At 48.5% G+C, this 24,983-nt stretch carries 21 protein-coding genes; 9 read left to right on the top strand and 12 right to left on the bottom strand.

The window, feature by feature from the left end:
• Positions 1-2: 2 nt before the first annotated feature.
• From KJS69_RS26670 to KJS69_RS26705, 8 genes are all read left to right on the top strand, one after another.
• Entirely contained in the window at positions 3-1,466 is a 1,464-nt protein-coding gene (locus KJS69_RS26670) for an O-antigen ligase family protein (RefSeq protein WP_213586858.1), read from the top strand.
• Positions 1,463-2,857 carry a lipopolysaccharide biosynthesis protein gene (locus KJS69_RS26675; protein ID WP_213586859.1) on the top strand — a complete coding sequence of 465 codons (1,395 nt, stop codon included), beginning with the start codon at positions 1,463-1,465 and terminating at the stop codon, positions 2,855-2,857. Before KJS69_RS26670 ends, KJS69_RS26675 begins: the two co-directional genes overlap by 4 nt.
• Positions 2,858-2,937: 80 nt before the next feature.
• Positions 2,938-4,131 carry a glycosyltransferase family 4 protein gene (locus KJS69_RS26680; RefSeq protein ID WP_213586860.1) on the top strand — a complete coding sequence of 398 codons (1,194 nt, stop codon included), beginning with the start codon at positions 2,938-2,940 and terminating at the stop codon, positions 4,129-4,131.
• On the top strand, positions 4,128-5,372 hold the full coding sequence (locus tag KJS69_RS26685; RefSeq protein ID WP_213586861.1) for a glycosyltransferase: 1,245 nt from the start codon (positions 4,128-4,130) through the stop codon (positions 5,370-5,372). The genes KJS69_RS26680 and KJS69_RS26685 overlap by 4 nt, the downstream gene beginning before the upstream one ends.
• Positions 5,350-6,477, top strand: a complete 1,128-nt coding sequence (locus tag KJS69_RS26690; protein ID WP_213586862.1) for a glycosyltransferase — start codon at positions 5,350-5,352, stop codon at positions 6,475-6,477. Before KJS69_RS26685 ends, KJS69_RS26690 begins: the two co-directional genes overlap by 23 nt.
• Before the next feature lie 40 nt (positions 6,478-6,517).
• Positions 6,518-7,510, top strand: a complete 993-nt coding sequence (gene gmd / locus KJS69_RS26695) for a GDP-mannose 4,6-dehydratase (RefSeq protein WP_213586863.1) — start codon at positions 6,518-6,520, stop codon at positions 7,508-7,510.
• Between the two features lie 40 nt (positions 7,511-7,550).
• Positions 7,551-8,891, top strand: coding sequence for a sugar phosphate nucleotidyltransferase (locus tag KJS69_RS26700; protein ID WP_213586864.1), 1,341 nt, complete (start codon positions 7,551-7,553; stop codon positions 8,889-8,891).
• A 50-nt stretch (positions 8,892-8,941) separates the two neighbouring features.
• Positions 8,942-10,075: an LCP family protein gene (locus KJS69_RS26705; protein ID WP_249730726.1), complete on the top strand. Its 1,134-nt coding sequence runs from the start codon at positions 8,942-8,944 to the stop codon at positions 10,073-10,075.
• A gap of 178 nt (positions 10,076-10,253) precedes the next feature.
• On the opposite strand, the gene KJS69_RS26710 is transcribed toward KJS69_RS26705, so the two are convergent.
• From KJS69_RS26710 to pseB, 8 genes are all read right to left on the bottom strand, one after another.
• Complete coding sequence (locus KJS69_RS26710; RefSeq protein WP_213586865.1) at positions 10,254-11,537, bottom strand: DUF4910 domain-containing protein; 1,284 nt, start codon at positions 11,535-11,537, stop codon at positions 10,254-10,256.
• Between the two features lie 234 nt (positions 11,538-11,771).
• Entirely contained in the window at positions 11,772-13,268 is a 1,497-nt protein-coding gene (locus KJS69_RS26715; protein ID WP_213586866.1) for a hypothetical protein, read from the bottom strand.
• Between the two features lie 315 nt (positions 13,269-13,583).
• The gene (gene pseI / locus KJS69_RS26720; RefSeq protein WP_213586868.1) at positions 13,584-14,639 is read right to left on the bottom strand and encodes a pseudaminic acid synthase; all 1,056 of its coding nucleotides are present in this window, start codon (positions 14,637-14,639) and stop codon (positions 13,584-13,586) included.
• Positions 14,636-15,310 carry a formyltransferase family protein gene (locus KJS69_RS26725; RefSeq protein WP_213586870.1) on the bottom strand — a complete coding sequence of 225 codons (675 nt, stop codon included), beginning with the start codon at positions 15,308-15,310 and terminating at the stop codon, positions 14,636-14,638. Before KJS69_RS26725 ends, pseI begins: the two co-directional genes overlap by 4 nt.
• A 276-nt stretch (positions 15,311-15,586) precedes the next feature.
• Entirely contained in the window at positions 15,587-16,930 is a 1,344-nt protein-coding gene (locus tag KJS69_RS26730; RefSeq protein ID WP_213586871.1) for a DUF4910 domain-containing protein, read from the bottom strand.
• 66 nt (positions 16,931-16,996) lie between these two features.
• Positions 16,997-17,731 (bottom strand): cytidylyltransferase domain-containing protein, encoded by a 735-nt coding sequence (locus KJS69_RS26735; RefSeq protein ID WP_213586903.1) that lies wholly within the window; start codon positions 17,729-17,731, stop codon positions 16,997-16,999.
• A 20-nt stretch (positions 17,732-17,751) separates the two neighbouring features.
• Positions 17,752-18,936 carry a UDP-4-amino-4,6-dideoxy-N-acetyl-beta-L-altrosamine transaminase gene (gene pseC / locus KJS69_RS26740; protein WP_213586873.1) on the bottom strand — a complete coding sequence of 395 codons (1,185 nt, stop codon included), beginning with the start codon at positions 18,934-18,936 and terminating at the stop codon, positions 17,752-17,754.
• The gene (gene pseB, locus KJS69_RS26745; RefSeq protein WP_213586875.1) at positions 18,923-19,921 is read right to left on the bottom strand and encodes a UDP-N-acetylglucosamine 4,6-dehydratase (inverting); all 999 of its coding nucleotides are present in this window, start codon (positions 19,919-19,921) and stop codon (positions 18,923-18,925) included. Before pseB ends, pseC begins: the two co-directional genes overlap by 14 nt.
• Before the next feature lie 551 nt (positions 19,922-20,472).
• Between pseB and KJS69_RS26750 the strand changes: the two genes are divergently transcribed.
• Positions 20,473-20,646, top strand: coding sequence for a hypothetical protein (locus KJS69_RS26750; RefSeq protein ID WP_213586877.1), 174 nt, complete (start codon positions 20,473-20,475; stop codon positions 20,644-20,646).
• Between the two features lie 49 nt (positions 20,647-20,695).
• Here the strand turns inward: KJS69_RS26750 and KJS69_RS26755 are convergent, their stop codons facing one another.
• The 4 genes from KJS69_RS26755 to KJS69_RS26770 all read right to left on the bottom strand — a co-directional run bounded on the left by KJS69_RS26755 (position 20,696) and on the right by KJS69_RS26770 (position 24,925).
• A complete protein-coding gene (locus KJS69_RS26755) occupies positions 20,696-21,061 on the bottom strand; it encodes a helix-turn-helix domain-containing protein (RefSeq protein ID WP_213586879.1) in 366 nt (121 codons plus the stop codon).
• A gap of 372 nt (positions 21,062-21,433) precedes the next feature.
• Positions 21,434-22,858 (bottom strand): SpoVR family protein, encoded by a 1,425-nt coding sequence (locus tag KJS69_RS26760; protein WP_213586905.1) that lies wholly within the window; start codon positions 22,856-22,858, stop codon positions 21,434-21,436.
• A 5-nt stretch (positions 22,859-22,863) separates the two neighbouring features.
• Complete coding sequence (gene yhbH, locus KJS69_RS26765; protein ID WP_213586881.1) at positions 22,864-24,012, bottom strand: sporulation protein YhbH; 1,149 nt, start codon at positions 24,010-24,012, stop codon at positions 22,864-22,866.
• Positions 24,013-24,481: 469 nt separating this feature from the next.
• Positions 24,482-24,925 (bottom strand): hypothetical protein, encoded by a 444-nt coding sequence (locus KJS69_RS26770; protein WP_213586883.1) that lies wholly within the window; start codon positions 24,923-24,925, stop codon positions 24,482-24,484.
• Positions 24,926-24,983 lie beyond the last annotated feature (58 nt).

Here is a 24,983-nt window from a genome sequence, read left to right on the forward strand (position 1 = left end):
CAGTGATTAGAAAAATAATGAACTTAAACCAATTTCCGCCGTTAGCCAATCTACCGTCAACCCGGATGAAGAAGTTAATTCTTACGGTCGCTGCATTAGCCGCAGCCGTCATCATCGGGCTAGGCTATTCATTAATCGACTCGCAAACCGGGGTGCTTTGGACCCTGGTTTTTTCACTGGTCGCTCCAGCTCTTTTGTTGGCCCGATCTGATTCCAATGGACTCGTCCCTTATATTATCGCGGTATGGGCGTTTACACCTGCCATTCGGCGAATATATGAATGGTCGTACCAGGAATATAACTCGGTTTCCATGCTTAGCATTTTACCGCTTCTCGTCACGACGACACTAATCATTCCTATGCTAAATAAACCGCTGAAGCTTTCACCCGTCTTGAAAGGGAGCTTGCTCTGCTTGTCCGTCGCTCTGATCTACGGCTTGCTGGTAGGAGGATGGAAGAACGGTGTGGCCGGTCTGTTTGATCTGGCTAATTATGCTGTCCCTCTCGCGATAATCCCTTATGAGGCGGTTCGTAGAAGCAGCCTTGAAGTACGCAAACGGTGGATAATATGTTTTGTGAATGTAGCTGTGATTGTAGCTGGATATGGCATTCTTCAATTTTTTATCGTTCCCGAATGGGACGCCTTCTGGATGAACGAGGTGGATATGTTCTCCAATGGTCAACCGCTACCTTATGAAATTAGAGTATTTTCTACTCTTAACTCACCAGGTCCGGCGGCTATTTTTTTATCTACCGCCTTAGTGGCTATGTTGATAAACAGACAGTGGAGGGGCTTTGCCGGTTGGTTCGGCGTGTTGCTCGTCGCTTTCTGTTTGATAGTGACTCTCGTAAGAGCTTCCTGGGTGACCCTGGTGCTGGCACTTCTGTTGCTTATTTTTTTGGAGCAAGGGAAGAGAAAATGGGGGAGTATGCTGGCGATTCTGCTGGCCGGAATTCTCATGTATTCCGTTCTTCTTGCTGTGCCTGGCGGGGATAATTTAGTAAATCGCTTCACGACGCTTGGTAATCTGGAAAACGATTATTCTTACAATGATCGAATGCAATTTATGTGGAACATCGTGCCGATGCTGGTGAATCAACCTTTTGGCACCGGGCTTGGCAGTGTCGGGGTTGGAACCAAATTGGAGAACGATGGACAGCTTGGTCAGTTCGGGAATTTCGACAACGGTATTCTTGCATTATTCCTGACTTTTGGAATCGTAGGGGGCTTGGCTTTCTCCAGAGCATTATGGCTGCTTGCTAAACTGCTTTGGCCTCCTAAATTGCAGGAAGATTCTAGGGAAGCAAGGAAGTACACGATTCTGGCCTTTAGCGTATTGATCGGAGCCATTGCCTATTTAATGTTCGAGAACAGGTTGGTCGGTGTGGGAGGTTTCGTGGTCTGGTTAATCGTGGCTTCCGGACTGCCGGAACCGAAGGAAGCGGCTGGCGGGGAGGCGCGATGAGCAATTCGAAGCCGTTGTTGCGCAAAGAAGGGTTAGCCGTAAGTCTATGGTCTATCCTTCGAAGCTTTCATGTTCGTAAAGACAGCACCGCAAATTCGCTTAAAGTTGTGGTGGTCAGCATGCTGATCATGGCCGTCAATCTATTGACAGGCATTCTGACAGCCCGATACTTGGGACCGGCAGGCAAAGGAGAATCTTCAGCGCTGCTGCTTTGGCCCACTTTCCTGGCTAATCTGTTTATGCTCGGCCTGCCTTCTTCTTTACTGTTCAACATGAAGAAGCACTCGGAAGAAGCCGCTTCCTTGTACACTACTGCCCTAATGTTCTGCTTTAGTTTTGGCGCCTTAGCGTGGACGGTAGGAGTGGCGGGGGTTCCTTATGGGCTAAGCTCTCATTCGGAACAGATAATTCGGTATGCCCAGTGGTTTATGATATCGGCCCCTGTCCTCCTGATAGAATTTATGAACAATGCAGCTTTACAGGCCCGGGGAGAATTTCAACTATTCAACCGGATCAGGATGCTTCCTCACGTTGGCGCCTTGCTGTGGCTATTTCTCCTGTTGTTTGCCGGAAGGCTGACTCCGTTGTCAGCGGCATTGGCCTATTCGTTTACAACCGTTCCTGTGACGCTCTGGTTGACTTTTCGTATGCTAAGCATTTACCGGTTTACGATTAGACGTTGGAAGGATTCACTCGCCAAGCTGTTTCGTTACGGAAGAAGCTCGTCCGGAGCCGATGTGTTAAACGCGCTATCCGGGTATATGGATCAGGTCATAGTTGTTACTCTGTTGATGCCTGCGGACCTGGGACTTTATCTGGTCGCCTTCAGCTTATCCAGAGTCATTAATGTGATCCACAGTTCTCTGGTTATGGTGCTCTTCCCGAAAGCAGCGGGATTGGAGCAAGGCGAAGCGGTTGTGCTTGTCAAGAGAATATTCCGCATTAGTCTTTGTCTTACGATGTTGGCCGCGATCCCGATGATGCTGCTGGGGACGATGGTTTTGAATGTCCTGTACGGCGAACAATACGTGAGTGCGGTTCCTGTCTTCCGGATATTGGTTCTCGAGGCAGTGATCGGAGGCTCGACGCTTATTCTGGCGCAGTCTTTCATGTCTTTGGGAAAGCCGGGCTATCATTCGATGCTGCAAGCGGTGGGAATGGGCGCCGGAATGCTTCTGATGCTCGTGATGGTGCCCCAATACGGTTTAATTAGCGCGGGGATAGCATTGTTAACCGGCTCCATCATTCGGCTTCTGTTAGGACTGGGTCTCTATAAAAAAGTGCTGCACACGACCATGCCGCGAATGCTGATCCGATGGGATGATCTCCGCTGGTTATATAGCCGCTTTGCATCGGTTCAAGTCCAATCGTCAGACGATAAGGAAAAATAATAAACAGACAATGAATTACCGACAAATTATTGCCCATGGAATGGAAGCTTCGAAATCTTTATTGCCCTATATAGGAGGATATGATGGCTGAAATAGGTTTAAACATACTGGCGACAGGGCTGGATTGGCCTTCGGATAAACCGGGAGGATTGAACATTTATTATCGATCCATATGCAAAACATTAGCTCTGCGCCACTGTATTGAGGCATTGGTATGCTGCAATGAGCCTCCGGAACAGGAGCCCGAGACGAACTTGACTCTTTCCAACATCTCTAATCCGCTCATGCCGTTATTGCGGAGACAAAAGGAATTTAAGAAGTACGCAGCCAGAGTAATAAATGAACGAAACATCGATATTATTTATTCCCACTTTGCCCCGTATGGATTGGGAGCGGCCCGTATAGCATTCGGTAAAAACATTCCACTGATTGTAGGGTTTCACGGTCCTTGGGCCGCGGAAATGAAGGTGGAGGAAGCCGGTCTGAAGGGAAGAATTCGCTCGGCATTAGCCCGGAGAATGGAAAACAACACCTATCGCTTGGCGGATCGTTTTATTGTGCTGAGCCGTTACTTTAAGCGAGTCCTGCAGGAAGATTACGGGATTGCTCCCGATCGCATTCACATCGTGCCGGGGGCGGCCGATACAGAACGGTTCCGACCGACAGATGACAAGAAGCAGCTTCGAAATAAGTTGGGATTGCCCGAAGACGGGCTGATAGCTCTATCCGTCAGAAGATTGGTTAACCGGATGGGGCTGCTTCAATTGGTCGAAGCCTGGACGGAAGTCGTTCGCCAACATCCTGATGCTTTGTTGTACATTGGCGGAATAGGTCCCTTGAAGGAAGCGCTGGAGACGGCTATTCAACGCAATGGACTGGAACAGAATGTCTATATGCTTAATTACATTCCGGAAGAGCTGCTTCCATCCTATTATCAGGCGGCTGATTTGGTCATAGTCCCGACCCAGGCGCTGGAAGGCTTCGGACTTACTACCGTGGAGGCGTTAGCGAGCGGAGTTCCCGTTTTTGCAACTCCCGTGGGAGGAAATCTGGAAATTTTAACCCGGTTTTCGCCGGATTTTCTAAGTGAAGGAATAACCGTGAACGCTTTGGCTAAAGGATTGAATCATGTATTGAAGCGGCGCGAGCAGTGGCCCAGCGCCCAGCAGTGCAGGGAGTATGTGATGGAACATTATACGTGGAACCAGGTTTTGAAAGCGATAGAAGATATTTTTATGGAAGTACTCGAACAGAAAGGGAGAGGAAAAGGATGAAGGTAGCCTATTTAGATCATACAGCTCGCTGGAGCGGCGCTGAAGTAGCTCTGTACAATCTGCTTACGAATTTACAGGGAATAGGGGCTTCGATAGATCCAATAGTCATTCTTGCGGAGGAAGGTCCCCTTAAAGAAAGGCTAGCGGAGAAAGGGATAGACGTTCGCATCCTCCCTCTGGATCCGGCTATCCGCGATCGGAATCGGCATGCTGTCTCCAGTGGCTTGTTCCGTTCTGTATTCGAGACGATGCGGTACAGCCGGAGGCTGGCCCGTTTGCTTAAGGAAGAGAAGGTGGACTTCGTTCATACCAATTCTCTGAAAGCAGCATTGTATGGGGCGGTCGCTGCCAAGCTGGCACGTCTGCCGTTAGTCTGGCATATTCACGATCAAATCCAGGCTCCCTATCTTAAATCTTATGTGGCTAAATTCATTCAGAGGCTGGCGCGGATGTTTCCGAATGGAGTGATTGCCAATTCCAGATCGACCCTGGCTACTCTATGCCTGCCCTCCGCGGGGAGACACAAGGAACTGGTTCTCTACCCCGCTTACGCTGGAAGGTTTGGCCGGGAAGAAGTCGTTAAAGAAGAACAGGAGGCTATTCCTGAAGAATGGAGCCGCAATGAAGGCGACTTCGTCGTCTTGATGGCTGGACGAATCGATGAATGGAAAGGGCATCGCACGCTGCTTCAAGCTGCTCGTTTGCTCAGGGATAAGCCAAACATTAAATTCTGGATTGCGGGAGATGCTTTGTTCGGTCAGGACGATTACAAGCAATCCCTTCTGGATTGGATTAAGCAGGAGCAGCTTACGAATGTAACGATGCTTGGACATGTAGACCGAATGGAGCGATTAATGGTGGAGGCCGATTTGCTCGTTCATGCTTCGGTTATGCCTGAACCTTTCGGTCAGGTCATCGTTGAAGGGATGGCGCTGGGACTTCCCGTGATTGCCTCGAACACAGGAGGACCCCAAGAAATTGTTGAGATCGGTGAGACTGGACTTCTTATTCCGCCAGGGGATCCCGACGTGCTCAGTGAAGCGATTCAGTGGATGATGAACTCGCCGGAGCGGCGCAGGCTAATGGGAGAGGGAGGCATTAAGCGGGTCCGGGAGCATTTTGCCATCGGTCAGTCCATTCGGGCGCTGGTTCAATTTTATCCGGAGCTGCTGCCCCGCAAAAAATCTGCGTTCACAGTAAGGGCGGAGGGAAAATACGTTGAAAATTGCGATCGTCCATGACCTGCTGACTCAGATGGGCGGGGCGGAACGTGTAGTTGAGGTACTGCATGAAATGTACCCGGATGCTCCCATCTATACATTGGCCGTCAACCGGGAACGGCTTAGTGAAGCGTTGAAGCAGACGGACATCCGAACAACATGGGTTCAGAAAATACCGGGTATCGAAACAAACTTTAAAAAACTGCTTCCGCTCTATCCTCTTGCTCTTCGCCAGCTTTCTTTAGAAGGCTTTGATGCCGTAATTAGTTCGAGCTTTGCCTTTGTTAAAGGAATTCGCGTTCCTAAAGAAACCTTCCACTTTTGTTACTGTTATACGCCGATGAGATTCGCTTGGGACTTTGAAAATTATATTCAAAGAGAACCGTATCCAAAGCCGGTAAAATCAGTCCTGCGCCAGTATGTAAAGTATTTGCGCTACTGGGATGAGAGAACGTCAGATCGGGTAGACCGTTATGTGTCTATATCCTCGGTTGTATATAACCGGATCCGAACTTATTACGGGAGGGAATCGGAAGTGATTTATCCTCCTGTACATACATCCAGGTTCACTCCTTCGAGGCAAATAGATCATTATTATTTGCTAGTTTCACGATTGGTTTCCTATAAGAGGATAGATTTGGCCGTAGAAGCATTCAACCGTCTCGGCCTTCCTCTTTATATCGTTGGAGATGGTCCGGACCGCGTTCGGCTGGAGGGCTTGGCTAAAAATAATGTACAGTTTCTTGGCAGGTTGTCGGATGAAGAGGTCGGTGCGTTAATGTCCCGCTGCCGGGCCTTCCTGTTTCCGGGGGAAGAAGACTTCGGAATAACCCCCTTGGAAGCGAACGCTGCCGGAAGGCCAGTGCTGGCTTATAGGGCAGGGGGAGCGTTGGATACAATTATTCCCTATAAAAATGGATTGTTCTTTGCCGAACAACAGCCGGAAAGCGTAATAGAAGCAGTCGAGCAATTGGAGAGACTGGCCTGGGATACTGGCACGATCGTTGCTCATGCAAAGAAATATGATACGGCTGTGTTTAAAAATCGCTTCAATCGATCTTTGTTGGAATCTTACGAGCAGCATAAATCTGGAACTGGCAGCCGCGAAACGATTTCTATGAAATGATTCCGCGAGTGGATCGATAACAGTGATGGGAGGAAACGGGATGAAAAAAGCTTTAATCACGGGTGTAACAGGCCAGGATGGGGCTTATTTGGCCAAGTTTTTACTTGATCGGGGTTATAAAGTGTACGGTATGACAGCCCGCCGCAGTACCGCTTCTTTATGGAGACTGGAGTTTCTGGGAATTCACGAGCAAGTGGAGTTGATCGAAGGGGACATGGGCGACATGTCGTCGCTTGTCCGGGCAGTCAGAGTATCCAAACCGGATGAAGTTTATAATTTGGCCGCGCAAAGCTTCGTCGGCACTTCCTGGAAGCAGCCCGTGACGACCGCTCAAGTGAGTGGGCTCGGGGTGCTTCATATGTTGGAAGCGATCCGTCTTACAGATCCTACTATTCGATTCTACCAAGCTTCGACCAGTGAAATGTTCGGACTGGTGCAGCAGCCCATCCAATCAGAGACGACACCGCTTTATCCGCGAAGTCCGTACGGCGTTGCCAAATTATTCGGACATTGGTCGACCGTCAATTATCGGGAAAGCTTTGATATATTTGCATGCTCGGGAATACTATTCAATCACGAATCGCCATTGCGGGGGATTGAATTCGTTACCCGGAAGGTGACGGATGCGGTAGCCCGGATCAAATGCGGGAAGCAGAAAGAACTGCGTCTTGGCAATATCGATGCCAGAAGAGACTGGGGATATGCAGGAGACTATGTGAAGGCGATGTGGTTAATGATTCAGCAGGATAAGCCTGAAGATTATGTCATTGCTACAGGCACTACGACAACGGTTCGGGAAATGTGCCAAATCGCTTTTGAATATGCAGGGTTAAACATGGAAGATCATCTTGTGATTGATCCGGAGCTATATCGTCCAGCAGAGGTGGATATTTTGCAAGGGAATCCGGCCAAGGCTAGAGAAAGGCTCGGATGGAGAGCGGAGACACCGCTTAGAGAATTGATTCGGATGATGGTCGATGCGGACCTGCAAAGAGTCAGAGCGGGGGAATCCCGTGAAATATTCTCGGTTTGAGGAAGAATAGATCTATTATATTTGAAGGATGTGGCCCTGCATGAGACTCGTTTTGTTATCGGGCGGCTCCGGTAAAAGATTATGGCCCTTGTCCAATGATGCCAGATCGAAACAGTTCCTCAAAGTATTGCGGAATGAGAAGGGTCAACTGGAGTCGATGGCACAGAGAGTTTGGAGGCAGTTAGAGGAAGCCGGCTTGAACCATAGAGGCTACATAGCAACGAGCAGAGAACAAGTGGACATGGTTCAGAACCAGCTGGGGAGTGAAATCCCCCTCATAGTGGAGCCGGAACGCCGAGACACGTTTCCGGCCATCGCCTTGGCCTCTGTATATTTGTATTCCGTGGCCGGCGTCAGTCTGGATGAAGTGATCGCTGTCCTTCCCGTTGATCCATACGTGGAGACAGCTTTCTTTCACAAGGTGGTTCAGTTTGACTCCCTGCTCAATCAAACTGAGGCAGACTTGGCTCTGATAGGGGTCAGGCCGACTTATCCATCAGAGAAATACGGGTATATTGTCCCCTCTTATAGTGAGGTCGCCAACCATCCTGGCTGCCTGAAGGTTAGTCATTTTCAGGAAAAGCCGTCTGAGCGGGAAGCGGAGGCGCTCATTCACCGGGGCGCTCTATGGAACTGCGGAGTTTTCGCTTTCAAGCTGCAATACATGATCGATCTGCTGATAAGCAAAGGGCTTCCGCTTCAATATGAGGAAATGGTTATGCAATATTCCCGGCTGACGAAGATCAGCTTTGATTACGAGGTGGCCGAAAAAGCCGGGCATGTCGTCGTGCTTCCTTACGAGGGATCGTGGAAAGATCTTGGAACCTGGAACACGCTGACGGAAGAAATGGCCCAGGAAGCGATCGGCAAGCAGGTCAGGAAAGAGGATTCGCCGGGGACTCATGTCATTAATGAGCTGGATATTCCGGTCGTTGCCCTTGGCCTATCCGACGTTGTGGTCGCTGCCAGTCCGGACGGAATTCTCGTGGCCGATAAATCGGCCAGTCCCCGTATTAAAACTATCATGCAGCATGACGAGTTATTTCCTATGTACGGGGAAAAAGCTTGGGGCTATTATAAAGTACTGGAATACATGCCGGGACCTCCGGGAAGTGATGTGCGGATTCAAAAATGCTTTGTTAAGGCAGGAGGTACTCTTGCGGCTCGGCTCGCGTTAGCCCATAGCGAAGTTTGGACCGTTCTTACCGGGCAAGGAAAAATCGAAGTCAATGGAAGCTTCCGTTATATCCATATGGGGGACGTCGTCGTACTCCCGGAGGAAGCGGAGTATAAGATGCATGCGTTTACCGATATGGAGATGGTCGAGGTCCAATATGGAATGGCTCCAATGGACGGCTCGGCTCTCAAGTTGGGAACTTGATCCGTGTCCGTGATGGGAATAGTTTCGAACGGAACCGGGGTGGGAAAAGGATGAAGAGGAAGCGTTGGTTGAGATGGGGAGGAACTGCCATTATCGGTTTATTAGCCGTATTGGGGGTCTGGGGCTATTCATTATCTCCGGGAGTTCATTTTAAGCCATCGAACCATCCGGTGCTTGCGGTACCGAAATCATCAGGATACATGGGCTCCTGGGGGATGGATTTCATCCGTTCGCAGGCTGTGAAAATTACCTCTCTTGGAGTAGACTTTCAAGGTGCTGATTTATTGGGAGGGGATAGAAAGTGGCCTTCATCCAGTGATTTGGAGGGAGCGGACTCTCTGTCCTCCGCATCTTCCACCCGTCCGTCTGATGGTGGACGAACCGGGGAGGCAATGAACGATCCTGCCTTTAATATATTGATCCTTGGAGTCGATGCCAGAGCGGAGGAGAGCTCCCGAACGGATGTGATCATGCTGGCTCATGTCGATCCCGGGGAGAAGGAAGTCAATATTCTCTCCATCCCGCGGGATACCCAGATTTACCTCGAAGGAACAGGTTATACCAAAATCAATCACGTCCATTTTATCGGAAGCAAAAGAAACGGGAATAGCGGCGGCACGAAAGCATCCATTCAGGCGGTAAGCGATTTATTGAATGTGACCATAAACTATTATGTGAAGATAGACTTTAGCGGATTCGAGAGTATCATAGACGCTATCGGAGGCGTGGAACTGGATTTGCCCAGTGAGGTGTGGTTGACCCAGCCGCTCACTCCTCGGGAGCCGCTGCTGCTTCCCGCAGGTCTTCAGACATTAAACGGCGAATTGGCTCTCGATTATGTAAGGGAGCGTTACTCGCGGGAAGACGGGGAATTCGGCAGACAAGAAGCCCAGATGGAGGTCATTCGCTCGATTGCTGCAAAATTAACGAAACTGGATTATATACCTAAGCTCCCGGGTCTGATCCATCAGGTCAAAGAAGAGGTACTGGACACGAATTTTTCAGACTCTGATTTGCTCAGTCTCGCATGGCTGTTCAAAAATTTGCAGCAGGACCAGCTTCGATATATGCAAATGCCAGGCCACAGCAATCGGGCCATAGATGCGATCATGGGCTTGCAGCTCTACTATTGGGTTCCGGATAAGGATCAGCTGTACAGCATTTCGGAAAACTACTTTCATTAAGCCGCAAACCGTACGTTATTGAAGCCGGATGATTTACGATATTAGGACGGTCAGTGATGAAGAGGACGTTCGATGATTTCATCGAACGTCCTCTATTTGGTGTGCCCGTATAGGCGCGTAGCTAGAAGAGTTAATGGTGTCTGGCACAAAAAGATAGGGTAGGTTAACCTCCGCACACTTAATTCACCGCGCTTATGGGGACTAACAAGCCTTCCCCGACCAACAAAGCTGCCGCTTCGGCTAAGTCCTTGCCCATCGTATTGAATTTATCTCCTATAGCGATCAGATCATGCTCTCCATCGCTATAGGCCAGCAGATGCATAATCATGGACACTTGTTTACGCTCCTTCTCCGAACGGGTTCCGCCGGTTGACGGATACAGCCCTCTTTTATCCAGCTTAGGCTCACAATGAATATGTGTGCTTTGATAGGTTTCGTTGGCCTCGAGCGTTTCAATAATATCGATATACATCTGGACGGTCTCCTGCAAAGCCTCCTCGGATATTAAATCGCGATTGTCCAGCGAGGTGTGGTACTCTTTGTAATCGCCATACATCGTCCTCATCAGGCTGCCTACAGGCAGCTGGAAGGCTTGGCTGCCATATTGTCTTTCGTCGCTGCCGAAAGGGGACCACTCAATGATTCGATGGGGCTTGCCCGAATGCTGGAGAACGTGAATGGCGGCGCGATCGGCAAGCGTATGTCCTCTTTTGCTCTTCTTATAAGTGAAGGAGGAGCCGTGTCCGACACAGGTAATGACGTAGCCGGCAGCCAGCTTCTCCTTCAACGGCTCCCCGTACTGACTCAGATACAGGACGGAACCGATCGTTTCGGGGAGGTATAAAAATCGATAGTTATATTTTAAATTTCCTCTTTCTCTTAAATATTTATAGATCATCGTCTGGACGATAGGACCGGACAGCTCGTTATTAGCCATCGAGGGGTGGCAAATATAAGTGGAGAACAAAATTTCCTGCCCGACGCTTCCCGATACTACCCCTTCTCCAATCGTCATATGCCCGTCCTCCAGCGTCGAATCGATAACCACCTCATATTGATCATCGACCAACTGCTTCAGCCGGTTGTGCTCCAGGCAGAATCCCCAATGTTCCTTATAATAGGAAGTAACATAAGGAATAGCGTCAGGCATTTCGGGCAGAGTGTAAATTCGCGAAAGCAGTTCTTCCCGGCTTACCCTTCCGTGGAATGGAGTGCTGTAGGAGACCAGGTGAAGATTATTGTCACGAATATCTACAATTGTATCTCCCCATTTATTACGGATAAAAGCTTCTCGAACGTTCCATTCCTTGGGGACGGTCCAGTCGTAGCACTCCATTCCTGAAGGATACTCTTTTTGTTCTATAGGGACTATTTCGTTAAGAATTGCCAACGATTCCCGTACCCCATTGCCGGTAATGCTCCGGTGAATCGGAAACAATCGATCGAACAAGTCCATTATCATAGTCTTTCCGCACTCCTTTTCGTCTACATCCGTCCTTGTCGGACTATATAATTGGTACTAAAGAAAGGGATCATTCCGTTCCGAGGGAAAGTGCCTCCGAAGCTTCAAACATCATACTCCTTCCCCAAAAAGTGAAGATGGGCTCCGAAGCAATTCCAGGTACTTTTCGGGGACCCCGGTTGTCAACCGATAGTCCTTTGATTTTAGCTGCCACTTCCTTGTCTCTTCAGTCCGCTATACGGTAACTCGAAGAGGAGGGGCTGCAAGCGAATGGTCAACCAATGGCAGCGGCCGGGTTTCGGCACTCGGTTGTTTTTGCTCAATGACGTCCAGCAAAGTGAAGAATCCACGGGCCAGAAGGTCAATGTTGTCATGTTTGACACACGTATGATCCTCGATAGGACAGCTCATGGTTCCCTCGAACGAATTGGCGAGCAGCCGGGCGATAAAGCTCACTTTGTCGGCATGGCTTGGGAGAGACGGCCGTTGATTGCGCAGGAGCTCCGCGATACTGTCCGAATACGGATTGAAATTCCCGTCGACCAGCAAGGGGCTGAAGAACATGCTGGCCACAGAAACGGCGGGAACTCCAAACAAGCCCGCTTCGTAAGCGATCGTCCCCGATACCGTGACCACCAGATCCGCTCTCTTGAACAGGGAATGACTGTCTGCAAACGGGGAAATTAACTTGACCCCGGGAATGGATAGCAGTTGTTTATAAAAGCGCATGGAATTATTTCCAATATTGTTGGAATGCTCTTTTACGTACAGATCATGAGTGGAGGGTGTGCTTCGCGCCATCGCCCGAATGATATCGAGTTGATTAGAGCAAGCTCCTCCCAGTACGTCTATGGAAGCTTCCGGCTGCTTATGGATAGCGTAAAGAACATAAGGTCTGGTCGGACGGGTCTCTGGATGGGGCATCATGAATGGGTCTTTCATTCGGATAGACCATGTATTGAATAATTCGTTGAATTTATGGCCAACCAACTCGAATGTCGTAGGCAGTGCCGAATCATAGCGATATCGGTATCGTCTTTCCCGGATTAATCTTTGGAAGAACGCGATGGGCCAGCGGGCTCTGATCCGGGGAACAATATTGTTGAGATGAAAATATCTTGGCTTGGGACTGGCTTCCAAGAAATAATCGAGGAATTGCTCTGCCTGCCGGATATCCTCACTGCTTGGCTTACGAATCCACTCGAAGTTTTTTTCGGTATAAGTATTAAAAAAGCTGAATCTTCCATCAGGAATTCGGATGACTTGCGGATGAAAATTGGCAATGGCCAGCTTCTCGCATAGCTTTACCGTCAACAATTCCGTTGCCCAGGTTCGCTCTGAGAACACAGTCTGGATTCCATGGTCCAGTAAAAACTGCTTGATCCTTTTGCCGCAAACCGCCAGAAATGCGCGTGCATACGATGGTTTTTTGTTGACCAGCCCACGGTCCATTAAGATCATGTTGGAGAGCAGCAGGTCTTGCCCTTCGTGAGCGGCAATAAAGCTTCGGTCTTCCTCGGACAGCTCCTGTTTGCTCTTGGCCACCCATTCTTCTCCATAGTCTGTCAAGTCTAGCAACGTATGACGCTCTACTCCGTTTCGCACGAGCCATTCAGCCCATTCGTGGCTGGGGGAAATCCAGTAAACCCGATGACCAGCTTGGATAAGCTTTGCTGCTATTTTATGAAAAACTATAGTTTTATAATGGTTGGCAAAAAATAGAACCTTCATAATACGACCATCTCCGATTCGCAACTTCCCGTTTTTTTAACTATATAAGTGTCACTAAAGAAAGGGATCATTCCGTTCCGAAGGAAAGTGCCTCCGAAGCTTCAAACATCATACTCCTTCCCCAAAGAGTGAAGATGAGCTTCGAAGCATTTCCAGGTACTTTGCGGGGACCCCGATCAACCGATCATTCCTTATTTATGGGATGGGCCTTCGGATGGTAGGAATACAAAGCCAAAACTCGCCCTGGAAGCATCTTTCTTTCTCCACTACATGATCTATATATTCTTTAGTTCAAATTGTATAGTCTATGTATTCTCAATGATCCAACAGATCCCAGCTTATTCGCGTTCCCGCCTTGATTTCTTTGGACACGGATTTCCCGATAAAGACATCATAATATTTGGGGGGTAATCCATAGCCAGGTCGTATGCTGCGCAAATTAGTATCGTCGAACGATTCTCCCGGCAGCATATCCCGACTGACATAGAGAGAACGTTTAAAGACGAGAGAGGAGCTCTCCCGTTCCTCTATGCCGTATTGAACTCGGCCTAACGCTTTCCAAGCCCTTTCGCTTTCGAGCACAAGTGCCTTCATTTCAGCGGGTTCCAGCGAGAAGGCGGCATCTACTCCGCCATCGGAACGGGACAGAGTAAAATGCTTCTCTATGACGGAAGCGCCTAATGCAACGCTTGCCAGCGCAACCCCGATCCCTTGAGTATGATCGGACAGTCCGACTTCGCATTGAAACAGTTGCTTCATATGCGGCAGGGTCAGCAGGTTGCTCTGCTCAGGGGAAGCCGGATAAGTGCTGGTGCATTTCAGCAGGATCAGCTCTTGGCAGCCTGCCGCTCTAAGCCATTCCACGGTTTCCGCCAATCCGGCAAGCGTGGAAAGTCCGGTCGAGACAATGACAGGCTTCCCAGTGGCAGCAACTGTCTGAAGGAGCCGTTTGTCATTATTTTCGAATGAAGCGATTTTGTAGAAAGGAATATCCAATCGTTCGAGGAAGTCGACTGCAGCCGGATGGAAAGGTGTACTGAACGGCAGGATCCCACGTTCCCGACAGCGTTCGAATATCGGCTGGTGCCATTCCCACGGAGTATAGGCTTGGCTGTAGAGCTGATAGAGCGATTGATTCTTCCATAAGCTGTCTTTATTCTGAATGAGGAAATCTCCTTCCGCCAAGTCCAGCGTCATCAGATCGGGAGTGTAGGTTTGCAGCTTCAGAGCATGGGCTCCGCTGTCCGCGGCCTCATCCACCAAAGCCAAGGCTCTATCCAACGATTGATTATGGTTGGCCGACATTTCCGCAATGATAAACGGAGGCTGGTTAACTCCAGCAAGCCGATGGCCTAAGCGGATTTCTTTCATTTCTGCTCTCCTTTCACCGGGTCGCCGGATTTTTTGACAATGGACAGGATGTATTGGCATCCCCCTAATTCAAAATAGCAAGGATATTTCTCATTATCCGCTATGCGCATCAGGTTGAATTGTTCCCGGATAGTTCGATCGGGATCCAGTCTGCTGTCTCGGGCCGTTCTTTTCGGATAATAAGTGGCCTCGCCGTGCTGCTTACTCGCAAGATGAACGATGGCCGGATACTGCTCGATAAATGACAAGCACAGTCGGATGGACGCTTCAGCCAAGGCTTCGCGTAATTCGCCAAGGAGCTCGAAGCCGGTGTACTCGATCGTATCGCGCAAATAAATGTCACCGCTGTCCACTTGATCAGCGGCCTCGAACAGCACGATCGGCACGGAATTTTCCCCGTTAACGATTTTCCAGCTCAGCGGCGACCAGCCCCTGCCGCGAGGCAAATCACTGGCATGGACGACGAGATTGTGACGATTACGTTCTCTCAGCTTGGCTGATACGATTTGCTCGCAGCTTAAGTAAAAGGCCAAATCACCATGGGGCAGGGAGTTCACGTCGTGAATCCATCCAGTTTGATTTCCCGACCCTTTCATTTGTTCAATGAGGCGGGGAATGTGAGTATTCATCCAGCTGTTCGCAGCAGAGACGATAGTTATGGATAGGTTCAAGCTAACGACTCCTTACACTTATATATGTGGCACTAAAGAAAGCGATCATTCCGTTTCGAAGGAAAGTGCCTCCGAAGCTTCAAACATCTTGTTTTGTATTCCTTATTTATTGAATAGGCCTTCGGATAGTAGGAATACAAAGCCAAAACTCGCCCTGGAAGCATCTTTCTTTCTCCACTTCATGAGCTTTGAAATCTTTAGTGCCGAGTATATAGAGGTTGTTCAAAAGTCCCTTTTTGATCACGAAGGATGCCAAGACTTGAAACGGGAACTTTCTTATCGAATCGTTTCCTGTCGGGCACCGTCCTCCCGAGTGAGGACGCGGACGGGGGAAACGGCGGGACGAATGGAAGCAAGCCCTTGGGTCTGAAGCTGATCTGCAAAGGAGCGGACGAACCGGTAATCGATATCTAACGCTTCGGCTAATTCCAGACAAGAACGCTGCCCATCCATTAGAATTTGTGCCGCTTGCAAGCTTTGATAGCCTTTCGGATTCTGTTTCGGATCGATGTAAAGATGATATCTGCTTAATTGGAGCGGGCCTTTATAATGGCGTGTCGGGATACAATCCGTCTCCAGCACATCTATTATCTGCTGTAAACGGACGACCGTTTGCTCCAATTTTGCGAAATCGCAATGCTCCAAGTTATCCTCATCTGTATGATAGTGCTCGTAATCATAGCGGCTGATCCCTACGGTCGGAATTTCGAAATCCGGCCCGTCGTAAAACATTTCATCGTTTCCGTACAGTCCCCGGTAAGGGGCTTCCGAATATCCCGGCTCATAAGATTTAAGTACGTTGCGGGTGGCGGCATCGATATAGCTGTTCCCGCTGAAGGATCTGGAAAAAGAGAGCGGTTGGTTATGACCGGGCATATCCAAATAGACGGCGTATCGGATCTGCTCTATTCCAGTTCCGTAATGAAGCAACCCGGCGGCCGCGAAATATTCCGGGCCGAGAATCAAGCGGTATGTAAAATGACGGTTGGTTTGCCGCTGCAATGAACGGAAGAGCTCCACCAGAACGGCAATGCAAGCGATACCGTCATTCACCTGCCCCGGATGACAGGTATGGGCGGCAAGCAATACGGTATCCGAAGTCGCTCCAGGCAGGGTCCAATCGACGATATCCAGCGTCCCCTTGCTGAATTCGACATCAATATGGACCCGATATTCTTCTTCGGACAGATCGTTAACCGTATTCCGGGTCAGACTGAACCCCCATTCTGTTTTGGGTCCTGGGCGATACTGCCACCGGCTTTCATAGATTAACTTGTCATCAGAATGGGGATGAACCGAAATATGCTGGAGCAATTGCTCGCGAGGGACGATGCCGGAGAAGGAAGCGGAATAAGCTTGGAGATATAGAGGGTGCCAATGAAAATCGGCAATTCTGTGTCCATCGAGAGTTTCGATATAAGCTTCCTTAACCGTCCATTTGTCCGGAATGATCCAGCTCAGGCATTCTGTACCCGAAGGGATAGTATGCAGCTTCGCGCCCAATTGCTGGGCCAAACTCCGGGTGAACCTTCCCATCTCTTCGCTTACAGGAACCCGGTTTAGCATGTAGTATTGCTCCATCCATTGCCTCATCCGTTGTTGTCGATCATTGTGTTCCACCTTGTTTACCTCCTTGTGCTATCATCCTCGTTGGTTTTCACCGGATTTATAAAAAAACCAGCATAATCACAGTGCTTGCACCTGTTCAATATGAGCGTTGATCCTCACCCAATCGGGATGAGTCCGGAGTAGCTCAAGGATGGTGTCCAATGTAAAATGCGGATCGAGCGGATACAAGGTCTCGATGATCCGCGAAATCAGTTGAAAGTCTTCGGGCGTATCGACCGTTAACCGATATCGGCTTTCATCCGTATGATGAATCATTCCTCCAATTTTGAAGCGGTCGGGATGATTATATAAATACGGAGTTACATGCTCTCGGTCGTAAGGCCGCACCGCTTCGTTATGGGCCATCTTTAACGCTTCGGCAGAAAAAATTTCGGTGTCCATTCCTCTAGGGTACGTTCTTTCATATATGTTCGAAAAGTAGTCATACGGCGGACTGTACAGAACATAAGATTCAACAACCTTATCTACGATTTGCGGGTCAAGCAATGGGCAATCCGCCGTCAGGCGAACGATGGCATCGGCTTGATACCTGTCGGCGGTCATGGAATATCTGGCCAATACATCCTGCTCCGGCCCGCGAAAGCATGGGATAGACAGCTTCTTGGCCCAATCCGCGATAGCATCGTCCTGAGAGCCTGTGGTCGTAGCAATAACGATGTCATCTAGCGAAACAGCCCTTTGTAATCTTTCCACCTGATATTCAAGCAATGGTTTATCCATCACCTTCATCAGTACTTTACCGGGAAGTCTGGAAGAATTGATCCGGGCCTGAATGATAGCGACTACCTTCAGCAGAATCCCCCTCCTTTTCTTCAAATGGAATACCGTTCCATAATTCTGCGGACGCTTCGGATGACATCGTCCACATCCTGCTCAGACATGGCTGGGAACAAAGGCAGAGTAATCATCCGTTCGTAAATTCGTTCTGCCTTTGGGCAAATTCGTTCAGGGTAACCCAATTTCTGGTAATGCGGATGAAGGTAGACTGGAATATAGTGGACATTCACCCCAATGTTTTCATGAAGGAGTGCTTCATAGATGTCGTCCCTGGTCCCCGACAATTGCTCCAGCCGCAGCTGAATGATGTATAGATGCCAGCTGGAGACTCCAGCTTGAGCTTGGTAGGGGAGCTGCAGCTGCGGACATTCCGCAAAGGCTTCATTATACTTGGAGGCAATGTGCTTTCTACGAGCGATGAAGTTCTCAAGCTTATCCATTTGACTGATAGCTAGAGCCGCTTGCAGGTCGGAGAGCCGGTAGTTGTAGCCTAGAAACTGCATTTCATAGTACCAACGGCTGCCAGCTTTATTCCAGGAAGACGCATCTCTTGTTATTCCATGAGTCCGGAACTGCAGCAGCCGCTCGTAATACGTCTTGTTATTAGTTGTAATGACGCCGCCTTCTCCAGAGGTAATCAGTTTGGCCGGGTGAAAGCTGAACATCGTCATATCACTGATGCCGCCTACTTTTTGCCCTTTATATTCTGCGCCGAGCGCATGAGCGGCATCTTCTATGACGATGATCCCGCGCTTGCGGGCCAACTCCAGAATCGAATCAAGATCGGCCGGCTGACCGGTAAAATCAACAGGGATAATCGCTTTCGTATCCTCGGTTATTTCCCGTTCAACGGATTCCGGATCGAGATTGTACGTTCGCTCGTCAATATCGGCGAATACCGGAATACCGCCTTGATATAGAATGCAGTTGGCGCTAGCCGCGAATGTCATAGGCGTTGTGATGACTTGATCCGCGAGGCCGATTCCGGCTGCGTGACATGCTGCGTGCAGTGCCGCGGTTCCATTGGAGAAGGAGACTGCATAGGCAGCATCAACATACTCGGCGATTTTACGCTCGAATTGCTCTACGGCGGGCCCGCATGTTAAATAGTCACTTCGCAAAACCTGTACGACGGCCGCAATGTCGTCATCGTCAATCCAATGTCTTGCATAGGGCAGCAACTGTTCCCGTTCGGGAGGGGCCGGATTAGACGTTGGCATGAAGGGCCCCCAAACCGAGTCCAAGCTCAGCTCGGATTTCATCCACAGATAGCCAATCGTTATTTGTATTACTCATATAGCTGAATGATTCGGGAAGCGGTGACCCTTCGGCCTCCTGTTCTCCTTCATGCTGCCACCATGGGAATTCGGGCTGAATAACGTAATAGCTATCGAATTCGACGGTGCGGCGAGAGTCGTCTTCTGTAATCATGGCTTCGTGAAGCTTCTCTCCCGGACGAATTCCGATGAAATTCAACTGGCATTCCGGAGCGATGGCCTCAGCCAAATCAACGATGCGCACACTAGGAATTTTGGGGACGAAAATTTCGCCGCCTCGCATTCGGGGCAGGCAGTCCAGGACGAACTGAGTTCCTTGCTCCAGCGTAATCCAAAACCTCGTCATGCGTTCGTCCGTTATCGGCAGGATGCCGGTCGGCTTCATTTTGAGAAAATGAGGGATGACACTGCCGCGGCTGCCCACCACATTGCCGTATCGGACAACAGCGAAGCGGGTTTCCTTGCCGCCGGTATACGAATTCCCGGCTACAAAGAGCTTGTCGGAAGCGAGCTTGGTAGCTCCGTATAAATTAACCGGACTGGCCGCTTTATCCGTACTCAATGCAATTACGCGGCTGACATTGCGATCGATTGCCGCTTCGATCACATTTTGCGCTCCCATGATATTGGTCTTAACGGCCTCGAACGGATTGTATTCACAAGATCCAACTTGTTTGAGTGCTGCAGCGTGGATAACTATATCCACTCCGTCGAATGCCTGTCGAAGCCTATCCTTATCACGAACATCACCGATAAAAAACCGTACCCTGGGATCGTTAAACTCCTGCATCATCTCAAACTGCTTCAATTCATCACGGCTGAATACGATGGCCTTCTTAATTCCGCAGCTCAACACGTTGCGGATGAAGGTTCTGCCGAAGGACCCGGTGCCACCGGTAATCAACACTGTTTTACCCAATAAAATCATTGATTGATCGACCCCTCATCAATGAAAAATTAACGATACGAATCGTTACTTTGCTGATACGATTTGTATCAATTACAATCAATTTATACCAATAGCCTAGATCTGTCAATTGTAAATTTGTGAATTTCCATTGACGTCTTAAGCCGTTTGGAGGGGAGGCTGAAAGAGATTCACAAAAAAATCATCCGATATAAAATGGACAGCAGCCGCCTTGGGATACATTATTTTTTTATTTTTTCATATCTTCCGAAAAGAAAAAGTATGCTACAATATGCAATACAAACCACAATATGCAACTAAATACACTTTTTAACAAAAAGTGTTGAACTTTAGACATCATTTAAATTTACCCAAAGGACCTAAATTTGAACGGAAAAAAAGGATGGTTCAAAAAAAAATGGGAAATTGGAGAAGTTTTTGACACATTGCGAAACAAAGTGACAAATAAATCTAAAAAAAGCGTTTGACAAGATACGAAATGTATCATAGAGTTTAGTTATTATCCCATATATGTAAAATAATAGATTTATTTCGCGGGGAGTTGCTTATCCTTGAGCCAAAATGAAGAGAAGACAAAGAATCAGATTGAACTGGATGTATATCATATTATAACGCAATTGAACATCGATCCGGCCAAGTTTGCTGCTTGGATTAGTGAAAATGTGGGGAATTCTGGTTCGGAAGCTGCGAATAATGATGGGCTGAATTTCGGTCAAGGAAGATAGAGTGGGGTTCCCGCCAATTCGCATCAGCTGAAACAGCGGGAAATGACGTCTACATGGAGCGTTCCGCGCGAACAAAGGCGACGAATCTTTTAGCTTCTTCAGCGGTTAATTCGATGCCATCCACTTTAAGCTTGAATTTCGCGATGATCTCTTCATCGGAGAGCTCCAATTGGTCGACAAACTCCCTGACGTCGTTATCGAGAACAGTATGAGGGTTGTTCGTCCTTCCTATAATGTAGTCGACGGATACGTCAAAGTAGTTTGCTATTTTGGTCAGCATGGTCGAATCCGGCTCGCGACGGTTTTGTTCGTAATGAGCGAGAGAGGCCCTGGAAATTTCCAGAGACTTGGCTAACTGTTCCTGAGTCAAGCCTTTCGACGTGCGAAGAGCGTAAATTCGACTACCGTAATCCATATTATTCACCACCCATTCTATGGGAGATTTTATTCCTTGCCTCTCCATATTTGTAAACAAAACGTATCAATTTGATACTTATATCGGAAAAATCTAAAAAAAATAAATAGATGATACATATCGTATCAGGTTATTTTTGAAATAAAAAGGTTTTGCGATACTGAGTGTATCAGAAAATGGTTGAAAAAGCAATCGGCAGGCGAAGAACCGTTATGGCTGATTCTATCAAAATTGACCAGGGAGGATTAATATATTCCCGTGCGTCATTAAGGAATACAAGGAGACCGGACATCCCCCTGCAATCAGGTTGGGTCCGGTCTTCCATACGACCTGGCAAACCATAGGAAGCAATAACACAATAAGCGAAGATGTCTATAAAAATCGGCGCGTATGTTTTTTGCCGTCAAAGGTGAACAGCACCTGTTTGTCTTCGACCACGGTTTCCAGATGAGTCGTTTTACCCCATAGCTGCTGGACGTAAGGTAATGTTTTCTCCACGTATTTCAAATCCAGCTCAATCCCTTCGAATTGATGCTTCAAATAAAGCTCTCCATTCTTCAAATAGTTTCCATTGTCTACTACGAGATAAGGAAATCCTCCGTTAATTCTTGAATAAACAAGTTGATCGCGAATGGACTCCCAAGTTTTATCGGTTATTCTCCACTCGCTTCCCTTTTTCTCGAATAAATACAGATCCAGTTCCTCTACGAGATCCTTCGTTAAATAGCTTCGGATGAAAGAAGTATCGGAATCAAACTCACGGACCTCAAATAGTTTATTTCGCCCTTCACCCGCTACTCGGCCGTAAAGCTCGATTTCTTCGGGTGAAGGCTTATCCCACCGCTTCTCGATATCTTCGAATATTTTGAGCCCTAGATAGTATGGATTCAAGCTGTGTCTGGACGGCTGTACGACGGCGGAATTAAGCTTGGCGAATTCAATCGTCTCTTCGGAGGTTAAATCCATTTCGCGAAGAATCCGAATGTGCCAGTAGGAGGCCCAGCCCTCGTTCATGATCTTCGTTTCCATTTGCGGCCAGAAATAAAGCATCTCGTCCCGCATAATCGTCAGGATATCCCGCTGCCAATCCTCCAGCTCGGGAGCATACTGCTGGATAAACCAGAGCAGATCCTTCTCGGGGGACGGAGGAAACTTTCTAGGCTCTTCGGGTTCCGCTGCCTCTTCTTGCCTATTGTCCAGCGACCATAAATCATCGTAAGGAGAGGAGAGGGCCTGGGACTTCTCCTCCTTCTTCTCTTTATTCTCGCGCTGCCTGGAGGCCTGTTTGTAGCGATAGACAAGACTGGGATCGACATGCTCTTGAATAGCCAGCACTGCGTCGAGGAAGGCTTCGACCTTCTTGCTGCCGTGCTCGATTTCATATAAACGGATTCTTTCAGCCGAGGCCGACATGCTCTCCACCATATTCCGGTTGGTTCTTGAGAAACGAACGTTATTTTTGAAAAAATCACAATGGGCCAGCACATGGGCGACGATCAGCTTATTTTGGATGAGGGAGTTGCCTTCCAGCAGGAAAGCGTAGCAAGGATTAGAATTGATGACAAGCTCATAGATTTTGCTTAGGCCGAAATCATATTGCATCTTCATTTTATGGAAGGTTTTGCCGAAGCTCCAGTGACTGAACCGGGTCGGCATCCCATAAGCACCGAACGTATAGATGATGTCTGCTGGACAAATTTCGTAACGCATCGGATAAAAATCGAGCCCAAAGCCTTGGGCGATCTCTGTTATTTCATCAATGCTCCGCTCCAACTGCTTCAGATCGTCAGAGGTCATCATCGTCACCCCGTTTCCTTTTTCCCAAAAAACGCCTTGAGCGCCTTGTAGACTTCCCCTTTTTCTCGGATGATCGAGTACTGGAACTTCTCATTTTGGAGCTGCCGGAAAGCGGACATAAGAGTACTGCTGCGGTTATATTGATTGACCTCGCCATAGCCGAACATGTTCGCGCGCTGAATGATTCTGCCGATCAATTCCAGGCATTTGGCATTATCGGACGTTAAGTTATCGCCGTCGGAGAAATGAAACGGATACAAATTGTAATAAGCCTCCGGGTACCGGCTATCGATAATTTCCAGGCACTTCTGGTAAGCGGAAGAGCAAATCGTGCCGCCGCTCTCTCCCTTCGTGAAGAACTCGTGCTCGGTTACCTCCTTCGCTTCCGTATGATGGGCGATGAAGACCATCTCGACCTGCTCATATTTAGACCGCAAAAAGCGGGTCATCCAGAAAAAAAAGCTGCGGGCGACGTATTTTTCGAAGCTGCCCATCGAGCCGCTGGTGTCCATCATAGCAATGATGACGGCGTTGGAATGGGGCTTCTCTACCTCCTCCCACGTTTTGAAGCGCAGATCGTCGGGAGAAATTCCGAAGATTCCCGGCTTCCCGGCATTCGCATTGCGTTTTAAATTTTCAAGAATCGTCCGTTTTTTATCGATATTGGACATGATTCCTTTTTTGCGCACATCGTTAAAGACGATATCGGAGGCTTTCATCAGATCCTTCTGCTTTTCTTGCAGATGGGGCAGCTCCAGCTCCTCGAACAGCAGGGTCTCCAATTCCTCCATCGTCACATCCGCTTCATAATAGTCTTCACCGGCCTGATCCCCGGCTCCACTTCCTTGGCCCGCCCGGCCTTCCGCCGGATCGGTGCCGAGGATGTCGCCGACCCGGCTGTCCCCATCTCCTTGCCCAACATGTTTCGACTTATTGTAGTTATATCGAAAACGGTATTCATCCAGGCTGCGGATGGGAACTTTTACGATTTGCTTGCCGTCCGACAAAATAATGCTCTCCTCGGTGACGAGGTCGGGAAGATTTTGCTTAATTGCTTCCTTGACCTTCCTCTGATGGCGGGTTTGATCCTGATATCCTTTACGGTGCAGCGACCAATCTTCTCTAGAAACGATAAATAAAGGCTTTTCGGACATGCAGGCACCTCCTTGACAATTCTTTCGGAATACTAGCGGACTTAGTCAATAAACTATTAAGAATGATCGTGTTTCCCGGGTGTTATTCAAATATATTCAATTTTTGAAAAACCATGTATGGAATGCGCCTATTTCAAAAGGAAGAAGCAGATAAATAAGCAGGCAGCCTTGCAAAGGCGTCTATTTGAGAGGGGTTGTTGTAAGAGCAACCGTTCTGCGGGTTACTCGACCGTTGGGGGAACGGAACCCGGTGATTATTCTTCAGTCGCATGAGGAAGAAACCTTTCGTTCCATGGGAATATCTTATCTTACTCTGGATGGACCTGGGACACGCATCCCGGCAGGGATTTTATTTAGTCAAGGAATTAGAAAAAGGCCTCTCCGCGCGGAAGCGGAAAAGACCTCTTATAATAAGCAAAAAGAAAGGAAACGGAAAAGCGTCTTTCATCCCTTAATGCCCGGGGAGTATCTAAATCCTTCCCATTCCCATGGAAAGAAGGAAGAAGAGGAGCGGAATGCCAACCATAATGCCGCTTAGAATGGTCCCGGTAATGGCAAACGCTTTTTTGCGGTTTTTTTGCAGCAAACCGATAATGCCCAGCACAAGCGCAATCAACGAAGTGACAAAAGCTCCGAGCATTCCTAAACCGACAAAAAGAATCACGGTAACGAGCTCCGGCGTTTGCTGAAGCTGTTCGATATTTTCTATAGTTAAGTCCGGCAGGGCCGCCAGCTTGTTGGCCAGAACAGCCGTGCTTAAAATAATCAAAACGATGTAACCTATCCCGGCCAGAAGCGACACGATAAAAGAAGCGATTCCCGGTCCCGAATGTTTCTCGGGAGCGATAAATTCATTTCGGGCATACCCCGAATCCCGAGGACGCTCCGATTCGTGTTCATTGAAATTTTCCATTTGTGTACCCCCTATTTCGTACCATATCTTATATTATTACCATATTAATCGAAATCAA

Origin of the sequence: Paenibacillus sp. J2TS4, assembly GCF_018403245.1 — a bacterium.
Lineage (GTDB): Bacteria > Bacillota > Bacilli > Paenibacillales > NBRC-103111 > Paenibacillus_L.